Source organism: Hoylesella buccalis ATCC 35310 (assembly GCF_000177075.1).
Lineage (GTDB): Bacteria > Bacteroidota > Bacteroidia > Bacteroidales > Bacteroidaceae > Prevotella > Prevotella buccalis.
The window spans coordinates 20,089-36,265 of the sequence record NZ_ADEG01000023.1 but is presented as its reverse complement, the minus strand read 5'-3'; the positions used below and the strand labels follow the sequence as shown (position 1 = coordinate 36,265).

At 45.0% G+C, this 16,177-nt stretch carries 11 protein-coding genes; 10 read left to right on the top strand and 1 reads right to left on the bottom strand.

Going from position 1 to position 16,177, the window contains the following annotated elements; all coding sequences use genetic code 11:
• Positions 1 to 830 precede the first annotated feature (830 nt).
• The 8 genes from rplM to ispF all read left to right on the top strand — a co-directional run bounded on the left by rplM (position 831) and on the right by ispF (position 10,227).
• Positions 831 to 1,292 (top strand): 50S ribosomal protein L13, encoded by a 462-nt coding sequence (rplM, locus tag HMPREF0650_RS02000; RefSeq protein ID WP_004347914.1) that lies wholly within the window; start codon positions 831 to 833, stop codon positions 1,290 to 1,292.
• Between the two features lie 9 nt (positions 1,293 to 1,301).
• The gene (gene rpsI / locus HMPREF0650_RS01995) at positions 1,302 to 1,688 is read left to right on the top strand and encodes a 30S ribosomal protein S9 (RefSeq protein ID WP_004347912.1); all 387 of its coding nucleotides are present in this window, start codon (positions 1,302 to 1,304) and stop codon (positions 1,686 to 1,688) included.
• A 346-nt stretch (positions 1,689 to 2,034) separates the two neighbouring features.
• Positions 2,035 to 2,925, top strand: a complete 891-nt coding sequence (gene rpsB, locus HMPREF0650_RS01990) for a 30S ribosomal protein S2 (protein WP_004347911.1) — start codon at positions 2,035 to 2,037, stop codon at positions 2,923 to 2,925.
• A 126-nt stretch (positions 2,926 to 3,051) separates the two neighbouring features.
• The gene (gene tsf / locus HMPREF0650_RS01985) at positions 3,052 to 4,044 is read left to right on the top strand and encodes a translation elongation factor Ts (RefSeq protein ID WP_004347908.1); all 993 of its coding nucleotides are present in this window, start codon (positions 3,052 to 3,054) and stop codon (positions 4,042 to 4,044) included.
• Positions 4,045 to 4,215: 171 nt separating this feature from the next.
• The gene (locus tag HMPREF0650_RS01980) at positions 4,216 to 4,833 is read left to right on the top strand and encodes a fumarylacetoacetate hydrolase family protein (protein WP_004347907.1); all 618 of its coding nucleotides are present in this window, start codon (positions 4,216 to 4,218) and stop codon (positions 4,831 to 4,833) included.
• A gap of 29 nt (positions 4,834 to 4,862) precedes the next feature.
• Positions 4,863 to 8,393 carry a type IX secretion system sortase PorU gene (gene porU, locus HMPREF0650_RS01975; RefSeq protein WP_155813551.1) on the top strand — a complete coding sequence of 1,177 codons (3,531 nt, stop codon included), beginning with the start codon at positions 4,863 to 4,865 and terminating at the stop codon, positions 8,391 to 8,393.
• A gap of 48 nt (positions 8,394 to 8,441) precedes the next feature.
• Positions 8,442 to 9,620, top strand: a complete 1,179-nt coding sequence (gene porV, locus HMPREF0650_RS01970; protein ID WP_004347905.1) for a type IX secretion system outer membrane channel protein PorV — start codon at positions 8,442 to 8,444, stop codon at positions 9,618 to 9,620.
• Between the two features lie 121 nt (positions 9,621 to 9,741).
• Positions 9,742 to 10,227, top strand: a complete 486-nt coding sequence (gene ispF, locus HMPREF0650_RS01965) for a 2-C-methyl-D-erythritol 2,4-cyclodiphosphate synthase (RefSeq protein WP_004347904.1) — start codon at positions 9,742 to 9,744, stop codon at positions 10,225 to 10,227.
• 134 nt (positions 10,228 to 10,361) lie between these two features.
• Here ispF and HMPREF0650_RS01960 read toward each other — a convergent pair whose 3' ends face one another.
• On the bottom strand, positions 10,362 to 10,928 hold the full coding sequence (locus HMPREF0650_RS01960; protein WP_004347901.1) for an RNA polymerase sigma-70 factor: 567 nt from the start codon (positions 10,926 to 10,928) through the stop codon (positions 10,362 to 10,364).
• 739 nt (positions 10,929 to 11,667) lie between these two features.
• On the opposite strand from HMPREF0650_RS01960, the gene HMPREF0650_RS01955 reads away from it, so the two are divergent.
• Entirely contained in the window at positions 11,668 to 12,690 is a 1,023-nt protein-coding gene (locus HMPREF0650_RS01955; protein ID WP_004347900.1) for a FecR family protein, read from the top strand.
• Between the two features lie 149 nt (positions 12,691 to 12,839).
• The gene (locus HMPREF0650_RS01950) at positions 12,840 to 16,172 is read left to right on the top strand and encodes a SusC/RagA family TonB-linked outer membrane protein (protein WP_245543441.1); all 3,333 of its coding nucleotides are present in this window, start codon (positions 12,840 to 12,842) and stop codon (positions 16,170 to 16,172) included.
• Positions 16,173 to 16,177 lie beyond the last annotated feature (5 nt).

Here is a 16,177-nt window from a genome sequence, read left to right as displayed (position 1 = left end):
CCTTTTTAACTGCATGTTTGCTCCCGACAACTCCCATCAACCTCCCATCGTCCCCGCCCTATGCTCTCGCGGCAAGATGTCAAGAAGAATCTGCCTGGACGTAAGCCGAGATATTTTTCTTTACAAAAATACCTTTCAAAATTTCATTATTTGTCAACAGCAGTGCGTTTGGGTTCAAATATGCCAAGGATAAGGCATGTTTGTATTTCATTGTCACACAGACCGTTATGCCATTTTAGCCATAAATAGTAATTCTCTCATCAGTCTTTTTTTCTCAAAAGCATTGCCTTTACACGCTAATAGACATGCCTTTGCCATGCAATAGCATACGTATAGGGGTGATAAATGACGTCTTTTGGAGGCTAATTTCGTCGTTTCGAGGGTTAAAAACACTTTTTTCAGTCTAAACAGCTCCTTGTTTTCATCCGCCAAGCCTATTGTTTTTCTCCAGAATGAGAATGGCGAAGGGCTGTTTTTGGGCCTTTTTTTGGTAAAAAAAAATGAAGTTTTCAGTCTGTACCCCCTTCGTTTCACTTTATTTTTGGGTATTCTACCAGTTTCTCCAATAAGTAGATTTTAACCCAAGCGGATAGTGTTAATAAACCGTAATATAATTAATAAATTATAAAATAACGGCTATTAAGAGAGCCTAATGTTGGCTATGTTTATAGATATGTGTATTTTTGCAGACCGATTATTTCGGGGATGAACTTAGAGTCCCCTGTGCGGATGTGTTAATAGTGGTGCTTTTGGCCGAGCATCACGGTTAGTGAATCGTTCGTACATGAGTGAAATAAAAACGTTTTTTAGTAGTAAAATTTAAATTTTTAATGGACACATTAAGTTACAAGACTATTTCCGTCAACAGGGAAACAGCTCAAAAAGAGTGGGTCGTAGTAGACGCAACCGACCAGATTGTTGGTCGCCTTTGCTCAAAGGTCGCTAAGTTGCTGCGTGGCAAGTACAAGCCAACTTTCACTCCTCATGTTGATTGTGGAGACAATGTCATCATCATCAATGCTGAGAAAATTAAGTTCTCTGGCAAGAAAGAAACAGACAAACTTTATACACGTTATACCGGTTATCCTGGTGGACAGCGTTTCAATACCCCTGCTGAGCTTCGTACTCGCAAGAACGGTGTTGACAAGATTGTTCGTCATGCCGTGAAAGGTATGCTACCAAAGGGCCCGTTGGGACGTTCTTTGCTGAGCAACCTGTATGTATTCGAAGGCGCTGAGCACGACAAGGCTGCACAGAAGCCTAAGGCTATCGATATTAACCAGTATAAATAATAAGGAAAGATGGAAGTAATCAATGCAATAGGCCGCCGCAAGAGCGCCATCGCTCGCGTATACCTCACTGAAGGTACCGGCAAAATAACGATTAACAAAAAAGATATTGAAACCTATTTCCCATCAGCTATCTTGCGTTATGTGGTTAAACAGCCATTGGAAACACTTGAGGTTGAAGGAAAATATGACATCAAGGCCAACCTTGATGGTGGCGGATTCACAGGTCAGAGCCAGGCACTTCGCCTCGCCATTGCTCGTGCGCTCGTCAAGTTGAATGCTGAAGATAAGAAGGTGTTGAAGGACAATGGATTCTTGACACGTGACAGCCGTGCTGTTGAGCGTAAGAAGCCAGGACAGCCCAAGGCCCGTCGTCGCTTCCAGTTCAGTAAGCGTTAATGAGGAGAGTAGTTGACAAGTTCACGAGTAGACAAGTTGACGAGGTGATACTTCGAAACTTGCAAACAGTTAACTCGTACACTTACAAGCTATCAACTCGTAAACATGTAAACGATTAACTCGTAAACTTGTAAACCTGCAAACAGTTAACTCGTACACTTACAAGCTATCAACTCGTAAACTTGTAAACTGTTCACTTGTAAACTTGTAAACTTGTAAACTATCAACTCGTAAACTGATCACCCGTTTAGTATCTAAATCCTCGAGATTTCCCATGCGTGGCGAACTACTCGAAGATTGGTTCTAATCAACTAAAAAGAAAGTAAACAATTTAAAGAAAAGAAAAATGTCAAGAACAAATTTTGACCAATTATTGCAGGCAGGTAGCCACTTCGGACACCTCCGTCGCAAATGGAATCCAGCCATGGCTCCTTATATCTTCATGGAGCGCAATGGTATTCACATCATCGACCTGAACAAAACGGTTGCAAAGATAGACGAAGCAGCCGAAGCTTTGAAACAGATTGCGAAGTCTGGTAGGAAGGTTTTGTTTGTCGCTACTAAAAAACAAGCTAAGGACATCGTAGCCGAGAAGGCTGCATCTGTAAACATGCCATACGTGAACGAGCGTTGGGCTGGTGGTACACTCACCAACTTCCCAACCATTCGTAAGGCTGTGAAGAAAATGACAAACATCGACAAGTTGATGGCTGATGGCACGTTCGAAAACATCTCCAAGCGTGAGTTGCTTCAGATTACGCGCCAACGCGCCAAGTTGGAGAAGAACTTGGGTTCTATTGCCGACCTTACACGCTTGCCTTCCGCATTGTTCGTTGTAGACGTTTGCAAGGAACACATCGCCGTGAAGGAAGCCAATCGCTTGGGTATCCCCGTGTTTGCTATCGTTGACACCAACTCAGATCCTAAGAACATCGACTTCGTGATTCCCGCAAATGATGATGCGAAAGATTCTGTAGAAGTAATCTTGACTGCTTGCTGCCAAGCCATCGCTGAGGGTTTGGAGGAGCGCAAGGCTGAAAAGGCTGATGAAAAAGCTGCTGCCGAGCAACAAGAGGAAGCTGCAGAGGCTAAGCCAAAGCGTGCTCGCAAAGCTCGCAAGCAGACCGAAGAGGCTGAGAAGGCTGAAGGAACAGAGGAAGTAGCTGAAAAGGCTGAGCCAGCAAAGGAAGAAAACAAGGAAGCTGAAGCTAAAGAAGAAGCTCCTGCTGCTGAATAATCATATTGAATAGAGAAGAACGAAGGGGGATAGGTATGTTCTTTACATATCTGGTGCGCTCTTCATTCTTCTCTGTCCTTTTTTATAAAAGAATAATATTAACCCAATAAATAAGATTTTTATATTATGGCTGTAACAATTGCTGATATACAAAAGCTTCGTAAAATGACCGGCGCTGGTTTGGCTGATTGCAAGAAAGCGTTGACCGAAGCTGCTGGTGACATGGACAAGGCTGTTGAGTTGGTTCGTGAACGCGGACTGGCTATCGCTGCCAAGCGTTCTGATCGTGAAACTTCAAACGGTTGTGTGCTCGTGAAAGTTGACAAAGACTTCGCTGCAATGATCGCCTTGAAGTGCGAAACCGACTTCGTGGCAAACGGCAAGGACTTCATCGAATGTACACAAAACATCCTCGACGCTGCCGTTGCTGCTAAGGCCAAGACCATCGATGAAATTCTGACTTTGAAGCTCGCAGATGGAAAAGATGTTGCCACAACCGTTAAACTTCGTTCTGGTATCACAGGCGAGAAGATGGAGTTGGATGGCTATCGTTTCCTCGAAGGAGAAAACATCGAGGCATACAACCACATGAACAAGAACATCTTGTGCACGATGGTTCAGACCAACAAACCTGCCGAAGAGCAGGCTCACAACATCGCCATGCAGGTTGCTGCGATGAACCCTGTGGCCTTGAATGAAGAAAGTGTTTCGCAAGAAGTGAAAGACGCTGAGTACAAGGTGGCCGTAGAGAAGACCAAAGAAGAGCAGATTGAGAAGGCTGTCACAGCAGCATTGAAGAAAGCTGGCTTCAACTTGTATATCGCTGAGAGCGAGGAACACATGGAGGAAGGCCTCCGCAAGGGTGAAATTACCGCTGAGCAAGCAGACGAGATTCGTAAGATTAAGGCTGAAACAGCAGCTGACAAGAAGGAGCACTTGCAAGAAAACATGATTCAGAATATTGCCAAAGGCCGTATGAACAAGTTCTTCAAGGAAAACTGCTTGTTGAACCAAGAATACATCCAGGACAGCAAAATCACTGTTTCTGAGTATTTGAAACAGGCTGACAAGGACTTGTCAATCGTTGATTTCAAGCGTTTTAGCTTGCGCGCAGATTAAGAAATAACTTTCCAAAGAAGGAAGATTTGTTACATAGAAAAGTCCGGTTGGGTATCTCTCAATCGGGCTTTTTCCGTTTATCTTCGCTACTTATTTTAATTTGTAGTATCTTTGCAGCATACCAAATTGCAGCTGCCGGCTGCGTAGAATCAATAGAAAAAAATCAGAGATATGAAAATATTTGCCGTTGGAATGAATTACGCACAGCACAATAAAGAGCTGTTGGGAACGTTATTAAAACCAGAGAATCCTGTGATTTTCATGAAGCCTGATTCGGCTTTACTCAAAGATCATAAGCCGTTCTTCATTCCCGATGACTTGGGGAGGATAGAATACGAGGCTGAAGTGGTCGTGCGGATTTGTCGATTAGGTAAGACTATCTCAGAACGATTTGCCCATCGTTACTACGACGCTGTTACCTTAGGAATAGATTTCACCGCTCGTGAGTTGCAACAAAAGTTACGCGCAGCAGGGCAGCCTTGGGAGCTATCCAAAGGATTTGATGGTGCGGCTGCGTTGGGTGACTGGGTAGATGTGGACAAGTTTCGCGACGTACAGGCACTCAACTTCCACCTTGATATCAATGGACAGACGGTGCAAGAAGGGTTCACGGGTGACATGTTGTACAAGATTGATGAGCTGATAGCTTATATCAGTCGGTATTTTACCTTGAAAACTGGTGATATCTTGTACACCGGCACGCCTGCGGGAACGGGTCCTGTGGAGGTAAACGACCATTTGGAAGGATATCTGACAGACCGGAAAGTGCTTGAAATGAATTGTAAATAAACACAGAATTAGAACGCGTGTTGAGAGGAATCAAATTTCTTGTGATTGGTTTTTTGTCGCTTTTGTGCTTGAGTCTTTCTGCTCAAGAGCGTTTTTTTAACTTGACGGCAGCCGACGTGAAGATAGATTCACGGTTGCCTCATTTCTCTCATTCCTTTGCGCTGGGCGATCAATACGCCAATTCTTTCTATTCCGTTTCTATTCTCTATCCCGAATTTATCGACATGACGTCGGCCGATATTGCACGATACAGACAGCTTTCTGATGCACCATTGCCAGCCTTGCCACCTATCCGACAGCGGTTGGCTTTGGATAGAAAGAAGGGATCGTTGGAGGTAGACTTCTGCCCTTTGGTGTTTCGTGACGGTAAATATCAAATCTTGGTCAGCTTCATGCTACGGTTAGAAGCCCAGCCACGCAAACAATCGCTGCGACATGCCGCCGTACAAACAAGAGCAGGCGGTGCGAGTCGTTATGCGGCTCACTCGGTATTGGCGTCTGGTAAGTGGGCAAAGATACGCGTACCCGCATCGGGTGTGTACCGATTGACGGATGACTTGATTCGTAAGGCCGGTTTTACAGATATTAATAAGGTGAAAGTTTATGGCTATGGCGGTAGGTTGCAAAATGAGAAACTGGTTGCTGAAGATTTGGTGGCAACCGATGATTTGAAGGAAGTTCCCACCTGTTGGGTTGATGGGCGTCGATTGTTTTATGCATACGGGCCAGTGTCATGGGATTCCAACACAGCCACTCGTCGCACTCGCAACCCTTATTCAGATTATGGCTATTACTTTTTGACGCAGACAGATGACGCCCTCACGTCCGTTGATTCTACGGCGTTTCTGGCATCTTTCTATCCATCGCCTGACGATTATCACACCCTTTACGAAGTTGATGCACATGCATGGTATGCTGGCGGGCGCAACCTGTTTGACCCCAATCCCATCCCTGCTGGTTCTTCCAAGACTTTTATCATTCCGTCTAAGGCGGATCAAGGCAGTGCTAAGATGTCAGTAAATCTATCAGCTGGCACCGCATCTCTGGCAACCGTGACCTATCAGAATGCCGAATTGGGGACGTTGAACATCCGTTTAAGAGAACATGATAGTGGAAATGAAGCGGGTGCGGTATATGAAATCAACAGAACAGGGACGACTGATTCGGTCAAGATATCCACGAACTCCGGTGGTCCAATTCGCTTAGATTATATTTCTTTTACATGGCAAAAGCCTCTGCCGGCACCACAACTCAAAGGAACCTCCTTCCCTGTCCCTGAATATGTTTACAACATTACCAACCAAGACTTGCATGGAGATGGCTTCGTCGACATGGTCATCATCATTCCTACCAGTCAAAAACTGCACACGCAGGCTGAACGTTTGAAGGCTTTCCACGAACAAAACGATGGCATGCGGGTACGCATCGTGCCGGCTGATGAACTTTATAACGAGTTCTCGAGCGGCACTCCTGATGCCAATGCCTACCGCAGATACCTCAAGATGTTGTACGATCGGGCACAAACCGACGCTGACATGCCGAAATATCTGCTGCTGTTTGGCGATTGTGTTTGGGACAACCGAATGCTGACGGCTAACTGTCGCAACCTCAATCCAGACGATTACCTGCTTTGTTTTGAAAGTGAAAATTCGTTCAACGCCCTTCATTGCTATGTAGACGATGGTTTCTTTTGCGCTTTGGACGATGGAGAAGGTTTGAATACAAATTTCTCTGACAAGCAAGATGTCGCCGTGGGGCGTTTTCCTGTGAAGACAGAAGCCGAGGCCAAAGTGATGGTTGATAAGGTTATCAACTATGTGAAAAACCAAAATGGCGGTGCATGGCAAAACACCTTGGTGTTCATGGGCGATGATGGCGAGGATAATCTGCACATGCATGACATCAATGCCACGGCTGATGCTATTTCAACACAGTATCCCAGCTATTTGGTAAAGAAAATCATGTGGGATGCATACGTACGCGAAACTTCGTCTACTGGACATGCCTACCCGGAGGTAACTCGACTGATTAAGCAGCAACAGGCAGCAGGAGCCCTCATCATGGATTACGGTGGACATGGGTCAGAAATACAGATTTCCCATGAAAAGGTATTAAATTTTAGTGATTTTCAGTCGTTCAACAATCCAAATCTTCCTTTGTGGGTCACTGCTTCGTGTGACATCATGCCTTTCGATGGCGTGGTTCCAACCATTGGTGAGGCAGCCGTACTCAATCCGAAGGGCGGCGCTTTGGCTTTCTTTGGCACAACTCGTACCGTTTGGGCTTATTACAACGCCCAGATTAACACCTCTTTCCTGCGGCATGTGTTGAGCAAGGACCGTGCTGGCAAACCGATTACGATAGGTGAAGCTCAACGCTTGGCCAAGAATGAGATGATTGATACTAAACGCGACTTGACCGACAACAAACTGCAATATTCATTGTTGGGCGACCCAGCCGTGGCACTTCATCAACCCACCTTAAAGGTGGTTGTCGATTCCATCAATGGTTCACCCGTGTCAACTGACGTCAAAGCTTCTCTCAAGGCTGGTGGAATAGCTAAAGTGACGGGGCATGTAGAACACGCAGCCGACTTCAATGGAAAGGTAACTGTAACCGTTCGGGATAGCCAAGAAAAAATTGTTTGCCGAATGAATGATGCGGCTGACATCACCAGTCCGTTTACCTATTACGATCGCACCAAGACATTGTTCAATGGATCTGGCAACGTTGTGGGCGGAAGGTTTACGTTGACCTTCGCCATTCCGCAGGACATCAATTACACGGATGGCACGGGATTGATGAATTTGTATGCCCTTAGTGATGACCATCGGCTGAAGGCGCACGGTACCAGCGAGGCGTTCACGATTGGTGGCACGGCCGATGTGGCCAACGATTCCATCGGCCCATCCATTTACTGTTACCTCAACTCGCCGTCGTTCACCAATGGTGATAAGGTGAATAGCACGCCTTATTTCGTTGCGAAAATCACCGATGAGAATGGAATCAATAGTGCCGGAAGCGGCATTGGGCACGACTTGCAGTTGATTATCGATGGAGAAATGTCAAAAACGTATAACCTCAACGATCATTTCGTGTACGACTTTGGCAGCTATACCACCGGAACCACGCATTACAACATCCCCGAATTGGCTCCTGGCCCGCACAAGTTGCAATTCAGAGCATGGGACGTTCTGAACAATTCTTCAACCGCAGAACTGACATTCCATGTCGTCAAGGGCATGCAACCCAACCTGTTTTCGGTCGATTGCACGAACAATCCCGCACGCACCACAACGACCTTCATTATCAACCACGATAGGGTGGGCGCACAGGTGGATGTGGAAATTGACGTGTTTGACATGAGTGGTCGCCAATTGTGGAAGCATCAGGAACGTGGCGTGAGTACTAATGATGCTTATACCGTTGACTGGGATTTGATAGTTGACAATGGGGCACGCTTGCAAACCGGCGTTTATCTCTATCGTGTGTCACTCTCTTCTGAGGGCAGTCAGAAGGTTTCCAAAGCGAAGAAACTCATCGTGATAGGCAATAATTAACCATCCCGTGCGTTTTTAATCAATAACAGAAAAGAGTTACTGAACAGAATGAAAACATTTCCAAGAATATTTTGCATGCTGTTGTTTGTGTGCTTTGCCATTACATTGTCAGCACAAGACAAACGAAACATGTTTAATCCAGTCCACTCATCGGTCACTTCACAAATGATTGCACCCGATGCTCGCTCGGCCGGCATGGGTGATGTGGGAGCGGCTACCGATCCCGACGTGGTTTCACAATATTGGAACCCAGCCAAATATCCCTTCACCATCAGCCGCGCTGGAGTGGCACTCAACTACACACCGTGGCTCCGACAGTTGGTTAACGACATCGATTTAGCCTACCTGGCTGGCTACTATCGCATTGGTGACTATAGTGCCGTGTCTGGTTCGCTGCGCTATTTCTCACTGGGCGAGGTGACAACCAATGTTGACAGAGATGGCAAAGGGGGTGGGATGACCATCAACCCATACGAAATGTCATTGGATGTAGCCTACTCGTTGATGCTGAGTGAGCGGTTTTCATTAGGTGCTGCCGTGCGTTGGATTTACTCTGACTTAACTTACGACTTTAAAGATGAAACCACTCCTGGCTCGGCTTTCGCCGCAGACATCTCGGCCTATTATCAAAATTATATCAACCTTGGGGAACGTGAAAGTCAGTTGGGCATCGGTCTCAACATCTCAAACATCGGTAGTAAGATAACTTTTGGTGGCAGCGACAACAGTGAGTTCATTCCCACCAACCTGCGGTTGGGTGCTTCTCTGATGATTCCCATCGATGAATATAACCGATTTACCTTGGCAGCCGATGCCAACAAATTATTAGTACCCACCTACCCAAAACAGAATGAGGGCGAGAGTACGGAGGACTACCAGGAGCGTGTGCAGAAAGAATATTATGATGTGTCGAGCATCAGCGGCATCTTCAAGAGCTTCAGCGATGCACCCAATGGGGCGAAAGAAGAGTTGCAGGAAATACAATGGAGCGTAGGTGCCGAGTATGTTTATCACGATCAGTTCGCCTTGCGAGCGGGTTATCATCATCAAGCAGAGAATAAAGGTAACCTAAAATACTTTACGGTGGGTGCCGGTTTCAAGATGAGTGTGTTCTCGTTGGATGCAGGTTATGTTATTGCCATGGCGAAGAGTAACCCTCTTGACCAGACTCTTCGCTTCTCATTGAACTTTGATATGGATGGGATTAAAGACTTGTTTAGGAGGTAATAATGGCAGCCTCTCCCCCAACCCCTCCCCAAAGGGGAGGGGAGTGATTAGCAGGGCTAACAACTTGTAAACTTGTCAACTCGTAAACTCGTCAACTTGTCAACTAAAAAACTTCTACCTTATGTTTCCTATTTTTCGTGTTGGTTTTGGCTATGATGTCCACAAATTGGTGGAAGGGCGCGACCTTTGGCTTGGTGGCATCAAGATAGAGCATTCGATGGGATTGTTGGGACACAGCGATGCCGATGTGTTGATTCATGCCATTTGTGATGCTTTGCTTGGAGCAGCCAACATGCGTGACATCGGCTACCACTTTCCCGATACCTCTGATGAAACCCTCAACATGGACAGCAAGGTGATATTGCAGAAAACCATGGCGCTCATCGCCACCAAGGGGTATCAACTTGGCAATGTTGATGCCACCGTTTGTGCCGAACAACCCAAGATAAATCCCCACATACCCGCCATGAAGAGTTGTTTGGCCAGGCTGATGCAAACCGATGAAGACAACATCTCCATCAAAGCTACCACCAGTGAACGCATGGGTTTTGTGGGTCGTCAGGAGGGAATGGCAGCCTATGCTACCGTGTTGATAGTGAAAGCATAAGCGTTGGCATCGTTCGTCAACGCTTCTATGAGGCAAGTGGTTGTGCGGTTTAGCTGAGCCATGAACGCTTGCCGTTCTTTGCACCATCAATAAGCAAGGGCGTGCTTGACGGGGATGAACACCTTTGTTTCTCTTTACGAAACAAGGAAATGAAACACGACCGCCATCGTCACAACCCGCCTGATTTGTGCCAGTGCAGCCGAAATATGTGTTTCTACGGTGCGTTTACTGATGTGCAAGGCTTGTGCGATTTTCTGATTTGTCATGCCTTGCAATCTGCTCATGGTGAATACTCTGCGCCGCTGATCGGGCATTTTGCTGATAACGTTTTCGAGAATCGCCTTGAGTTCTTCACTGAAAATCATTTCTTCCAAAGAGTTTTCTTCGGGTACACCCGTCTCCGGGTAACTTCTTAAATTGTGCTCATGCACTTTCTGTTTGAGCGCATTCAGCGTATAGTTGCGTGCCATGGCATACAAATAGGCGTCCCAATTGTCAACGATTCCTATTTTATCACGTTGAATCCACAATTTAAGAAAGATATCCTGCGCAATGTCTTCAGCCTCATTTTCATCTTTGACGATGGCATAAACGAAGTTTCTCACCTTGGCATAATAACGTGTAAATAGCACATCGTATGCTTTTAGGCATTCGATATCCTGGGAGTTGGTTTGCCCTACCGTTATTATTTTCTTAGACATTGAAAGGTGCTTATAAGTATTCTTTTGCGCAAATATACGATAAAAAACAACATCTTAAAAAATATTACATTGATTTTACAAACCCTTCGTATTGAAAAGCAACTGCTTGGCCGGCGTGATGAGTTGCTGCAAACGAGCCGTCAGTAGTAGTATGTATCTTCGTGTATCGCCTTAAATTCCGCACAAAAAGTTAATTTTTTATCACAAAAAACACCCTAAAAACGGCCAGTTCAAACTTTCAATCTAGAAAAAATCAATAGGCATACAGCATGCAAAAAATGAGTTGAACGGGTAAGAAATTTCGACTTTTGGCGCAAAAGCAATGAGTTGTCTGCTCAAGCTACATGACTTTGATGAGCAATCTACATGCTCTAACCTGTAAAAAGCATACAGATAACATCCTTAAAGCAATGCTTTTGCCTTAAAAGGTGGTGAAACGAAAGCCTAAAATCGCCCACAAAACTTGCAATACATTGATTGATAGACAAATACAAAAATTGCGAATGCTTGTCGAATTTGCGACCAAATGAGCAGCTGTTTGCAAATACGCAAAATATGAAGAGGCTCTTTGTCAAAAAAAAATCAAATGAGTTACCATTCTGATGGTCAGTTTTTACCTACACAAGAAGCACCCTTTTGTGGTACAGAAAGGCTGTAGTTTATCGACAAATCACTGTTTAACATCTTTTAACTGCGTGTATTGACCGTTATCATTGTCTATTGAGTAAAACCCTAAATCATGAACAAGGAAACCGCATACAAAATCATTAGATATTTTGCAGATGGACTGATTCCGTCTCGCTATCGCCAACAAGTGATGGCGTGGCTCATTGACGAGGCCGACAGAGGGGTGAAAAACGAAGCCTTGAAACGCGTTTGGGATGAAACCGATGACGTGATGAATGCCGATGCCATGTCGCAATCGGTTCTGCGAAATCAAGCTCTTCGTTCTCATCACGGGCATCAGGAACGTGCTCGCCAAATTCGTTTGAAGGTATTGAAGTATGCTGCTGTTATCTTCTTACCCGTTGCTTTATGTCTGGGCACTTGGTTTGTGGCTTCTAACCAGATGGCTTCTCAAGCCATGCTCACTGAATGTCATGTGGAAAACGGGCAAACTAAAGTCGTGCGTTTGTCCGATGGAACCCAGGTACGCCTCAACGCAGGTTCTTCTTTGTTTTATCCCCAACGCTTTAGTCGTTTGTTCTCTCGGCGTGATGTCTACTTAGACGGAGAGGCTCATTTTGACGTTGCTAAAAATAGCAGTCAGCCTTTTATCGTACATGTGGGCAATTTGAAGGTCAAAGTACTGGGGACTCATTTTAACGTGAAGGCCTACCCTGCCGACGAACTGGTTACCACAACCTTGGAACAAGGAAAGGTAAAAGTTTATGAAGACAAAATCGCCATGACGCTGTTGCCCGATGAGCAGGCGGTGTACAATCGCATCAGCGGTAAAATGACGAAGCGTAGCGTGGACAGCGGAAAGTACAATCAATGGATGGATGGTAAATTGTTGTTCGACCAAACGCCCTTGAAAGTGATTATTGCCGATTTGCAGCGTCGATACAACGTCTGTATCAAGACCACTCCGGCGGTTGATTTGTCACAGCAATTCACCATGGCTTTCAGGGCAGATGAAGGTATTGACGACGTGATGAAAGTGCTAACGAAAATATCTGGAAACTTAGATTATATTCATCAACAACATACAATTACACTTAATGTGAAGAAAGGAGGACACAAGGCTGGCAATATGTAATAATAATATGTGAATATTGAGGCTGCATCGGGGTGATGGCATGAAGAGCAATCACGGATGCGCACGATTAACGAATCTATATTAAAACTATCAATTTATTTTATTTACACAAAGTAATGAAACCTAAGGCTAAAAAATCACTGTTAACGATGATGCCATTCAGCAAAACTTTTTTGGTTGGCGCATTGTTATTTATTTCATCAGCAGGGTTCGCACAAAATCAAGTCATCAAGCTGCAGCAACGCAAAGCAACGCTGAAGACTCTGATTACTGCTATTGAAAAACAGACCAACAAATCAGTGGACTATGGACAAAATGTCATCAATTTGAAGAAGGTAGTCCAAGTAAGTTCTAACAAGATGAAGTTGTCCGATCTTTTACAAGAACTTTTCAAGGGCACCAACGTCGATTACACCATTACCGACCACCACATCTTGATTAGTGAGAAACCCAAAGCTAAAGTAAGCGCTTCTGCACAAGACCAGGCTACCATCAAGGTGACAGGGCAAGTGACCGATGAGAATGGCGAATCGCTCCCAGGCGTTACGGTGAGAGTGAAGGGAACGAAGAATGCCACCGTTACCGACATAGATGGCAACTACGCTTTGTCGGCAGCAAAGAATAGCATGATTGAGTTCTCTTATGTAGGCTTTGCGACAAAAGAGTTTAAAGCAACAGACATCACAGCGCAAACCGTCCTTTCAGAAAGTTCTAAAGAGTTGAACGAAGTGGTGGTTACCGCATTGGGTATCAAGCGCGAAGAGAAAGCCTTGAGCTACAATGTACAGCAAGTAAAAGGAGAAGACTTGCTGACCAACAAAGACGCAAACTTTATCAACTCGTTAAATGGTAAAGTAGCGGGTGTCAACATCAATGCGTCTTCGTCTGGTGTTGGCGGCGCTTCTAAGGTCGTTATGCGTGGTATGCGTTCTATCTCACAATCAAGCAACGTATTGTATGTGATAGATGGTATTCCTATGCTCAATGCAGGTGGAGAAGGCGGAAAGGAGTTTGATTCGCGTGGTACTTCTGAGGGTATTGCGGACATTAACCCCGAAGATATTGAAAGCATGTCGGTCTTGACAGGTGCTGCGGCAGCTGCTCTGTATGGAGAAAAGGCATCAAACGGTGCCATTGTCATTACCACCAAGAAAGGAAAAGCGGGCAAAACCGTATTTACGGTATCGCAAACAACAGAGTTGTCGGATGCTTTCGCTATGCCGCGTTTTCAGAATCGGTATGGAACAGGTTCCATGCTTCGTGAGAATGGAGCGAATTCATACAGCTGGGGCAAATTGCTCAATGAAGCCAATTACCAGGGTTACAATCCCGTTGCTGATTATCTGAAGACTGGAATCGTGACAACAGAGGCTGTTACCTTGTCAACAGGAACGGATCGCAATCAGACATTCTTGTCGGCCAGTGCCCTGAATGCTAATGGCATTGTGCCCAACAACCATTACAACCGATATAATTTCACGGCGCGTAACACCACTAATCTGCTCAATGATAAATTGACTCTTGATTTGGGAGCAAGTTTTATCTTGCAAAACGATTGCAACATGATTAATCAGGGTGTATACAACAACCCTCTGATTACGGCCTATCTTTATCCTCGTGGCAATTCGTACGAAGATATGGCTATGTTTGAGCGATATGATAGTCAACGACGTATTTATGTGCAAAATTGGGGTGATTTAATCAGTGAATTCGTTGGGCAAAACCCATATTGGATTAATTATCGTACACCACGCACCACATCGAAACATCGTTATATGATGAATGCTGGCGCAACCTATGCGGTTACTTCATGGCTCAATTTGTCGGCGCGTATCCGTATTGATCACAACGCATCGACTTACGATGAGCGTTTTTACGCTACTACCAACAAGACGCTCACGGGAAGTGAAAACGGACTGTATGGCATTTCAAAGACAACTAATCGTCAGACTTATGGAGATGTGATGGCAACGGTAAACAAGCGCTTCTTTGAAGACAGGTTGTCGTTGAATGCTAACCTGGGCGCATCATTGCAAGACCAGTGTGAAGACTTGTTGGGTGTGCGCGGACCGATAAGCGAGAAACTGATTCCCAACGTGTTCACCATTACACAGATTGATCGCACGCAATTAAAGCCAGAACCCGCCGGCTATCACGATCAAACGAAATCTGTATTCGCAAGTATGGAATTGGGCTGGAAGAGTCAGTATTATCTTACCCTGACAGGTCGTAACGATTGGCCTTCGATGTTGGCAGGGCCTCACTCCAACGTGAAATCATTCTTCTATCCATCGGTCGGTGGTTCGTGGATTGTGTCAGAAACCTTCAAGTTGCCCAAACAAATCAATTATCTTAAGCTGCGTTCTTCTTTTGCAAGTGTAGGCTTGTCGTTCCCGCGTTGGTATGCGAATCCAATGTACGAATGGGATGAAACGAACAAGCAATGGAGCAGTCAGACAGCTTATCCTGTATACGACTTAAAACCCGAACGTACTAACTCATGGGAATTTGGTTTGCAGACCAAACTCTTTGACCATTTTAATTTGAATGTTACTTATTACAGCACATCAACTTTTAACCAGACATTCGACCCTAAAATATCTGCCTCGTCAGGATTTAGTAAAATGTACATACAGACGGGTGATGTAAGCAACCGTGGTGTGGAGTTCGCATTGGGCTACAATAACCAATGGGGACATTTCTCATGGGAAAGTAATTACACGTTGAGTGCGAACGAAAACAAGATTAACGAGTTGGTTACCCAATATAATGTACCGGGAACCAACAGCGTTATTTCACTTGATAAACTTGATCAACTGGGTCTGGGCGCAGCACACTTCATCTTAAAGAAGGGCGGAACCTTGGGAGACCTGTATTCGTTGGCAGACATACAACGCGATGACAAGGGGAAGGTTTACGTTGATCCTGCTGGCAAGGTATATAAGAACTCAAGTGTTGAGGAAATAAAATTAGGGTCGGTACTTCCAAAGTGTAATATGTCGTGGCGCAACGATTTCGCTTGGCACAACCTTCATTTTGGCTTCATGGTGACAGCTCGTTTCGGTGGCATCGCTTACTCTGCCACACAGGCTGCACTCGATTATTACGGAGTGTCAGAAGCTACGGCTGCAGCTCGTGATAAAGGTTATGTGAGTGTTAACAACGGACAGAATTTCATCAATCCGGAAACATGGTATACTGCCATTGGAGCAGCAGACGGCATACCACAATATTACACTTATAGTGCAACCAATGTACGTTTGCAAGAAGCAAACATTGGTTATACCTTCAAGAGAAACCTTCTTTTTGGAATTGGCGATTTAAGCGTTTCTGTAGTTGGGCGTAATCTGCTGATGTTCTATTGCAAAGCACCTTTCGACCCCGAGGCTACAGCCACTACTGGTAACTATTATCAAGGAATTGATAAGTTTATGACGCCAAGTACGCGAAATATAGGTTTTAATATTAAACTTACTTTCTAATCAGA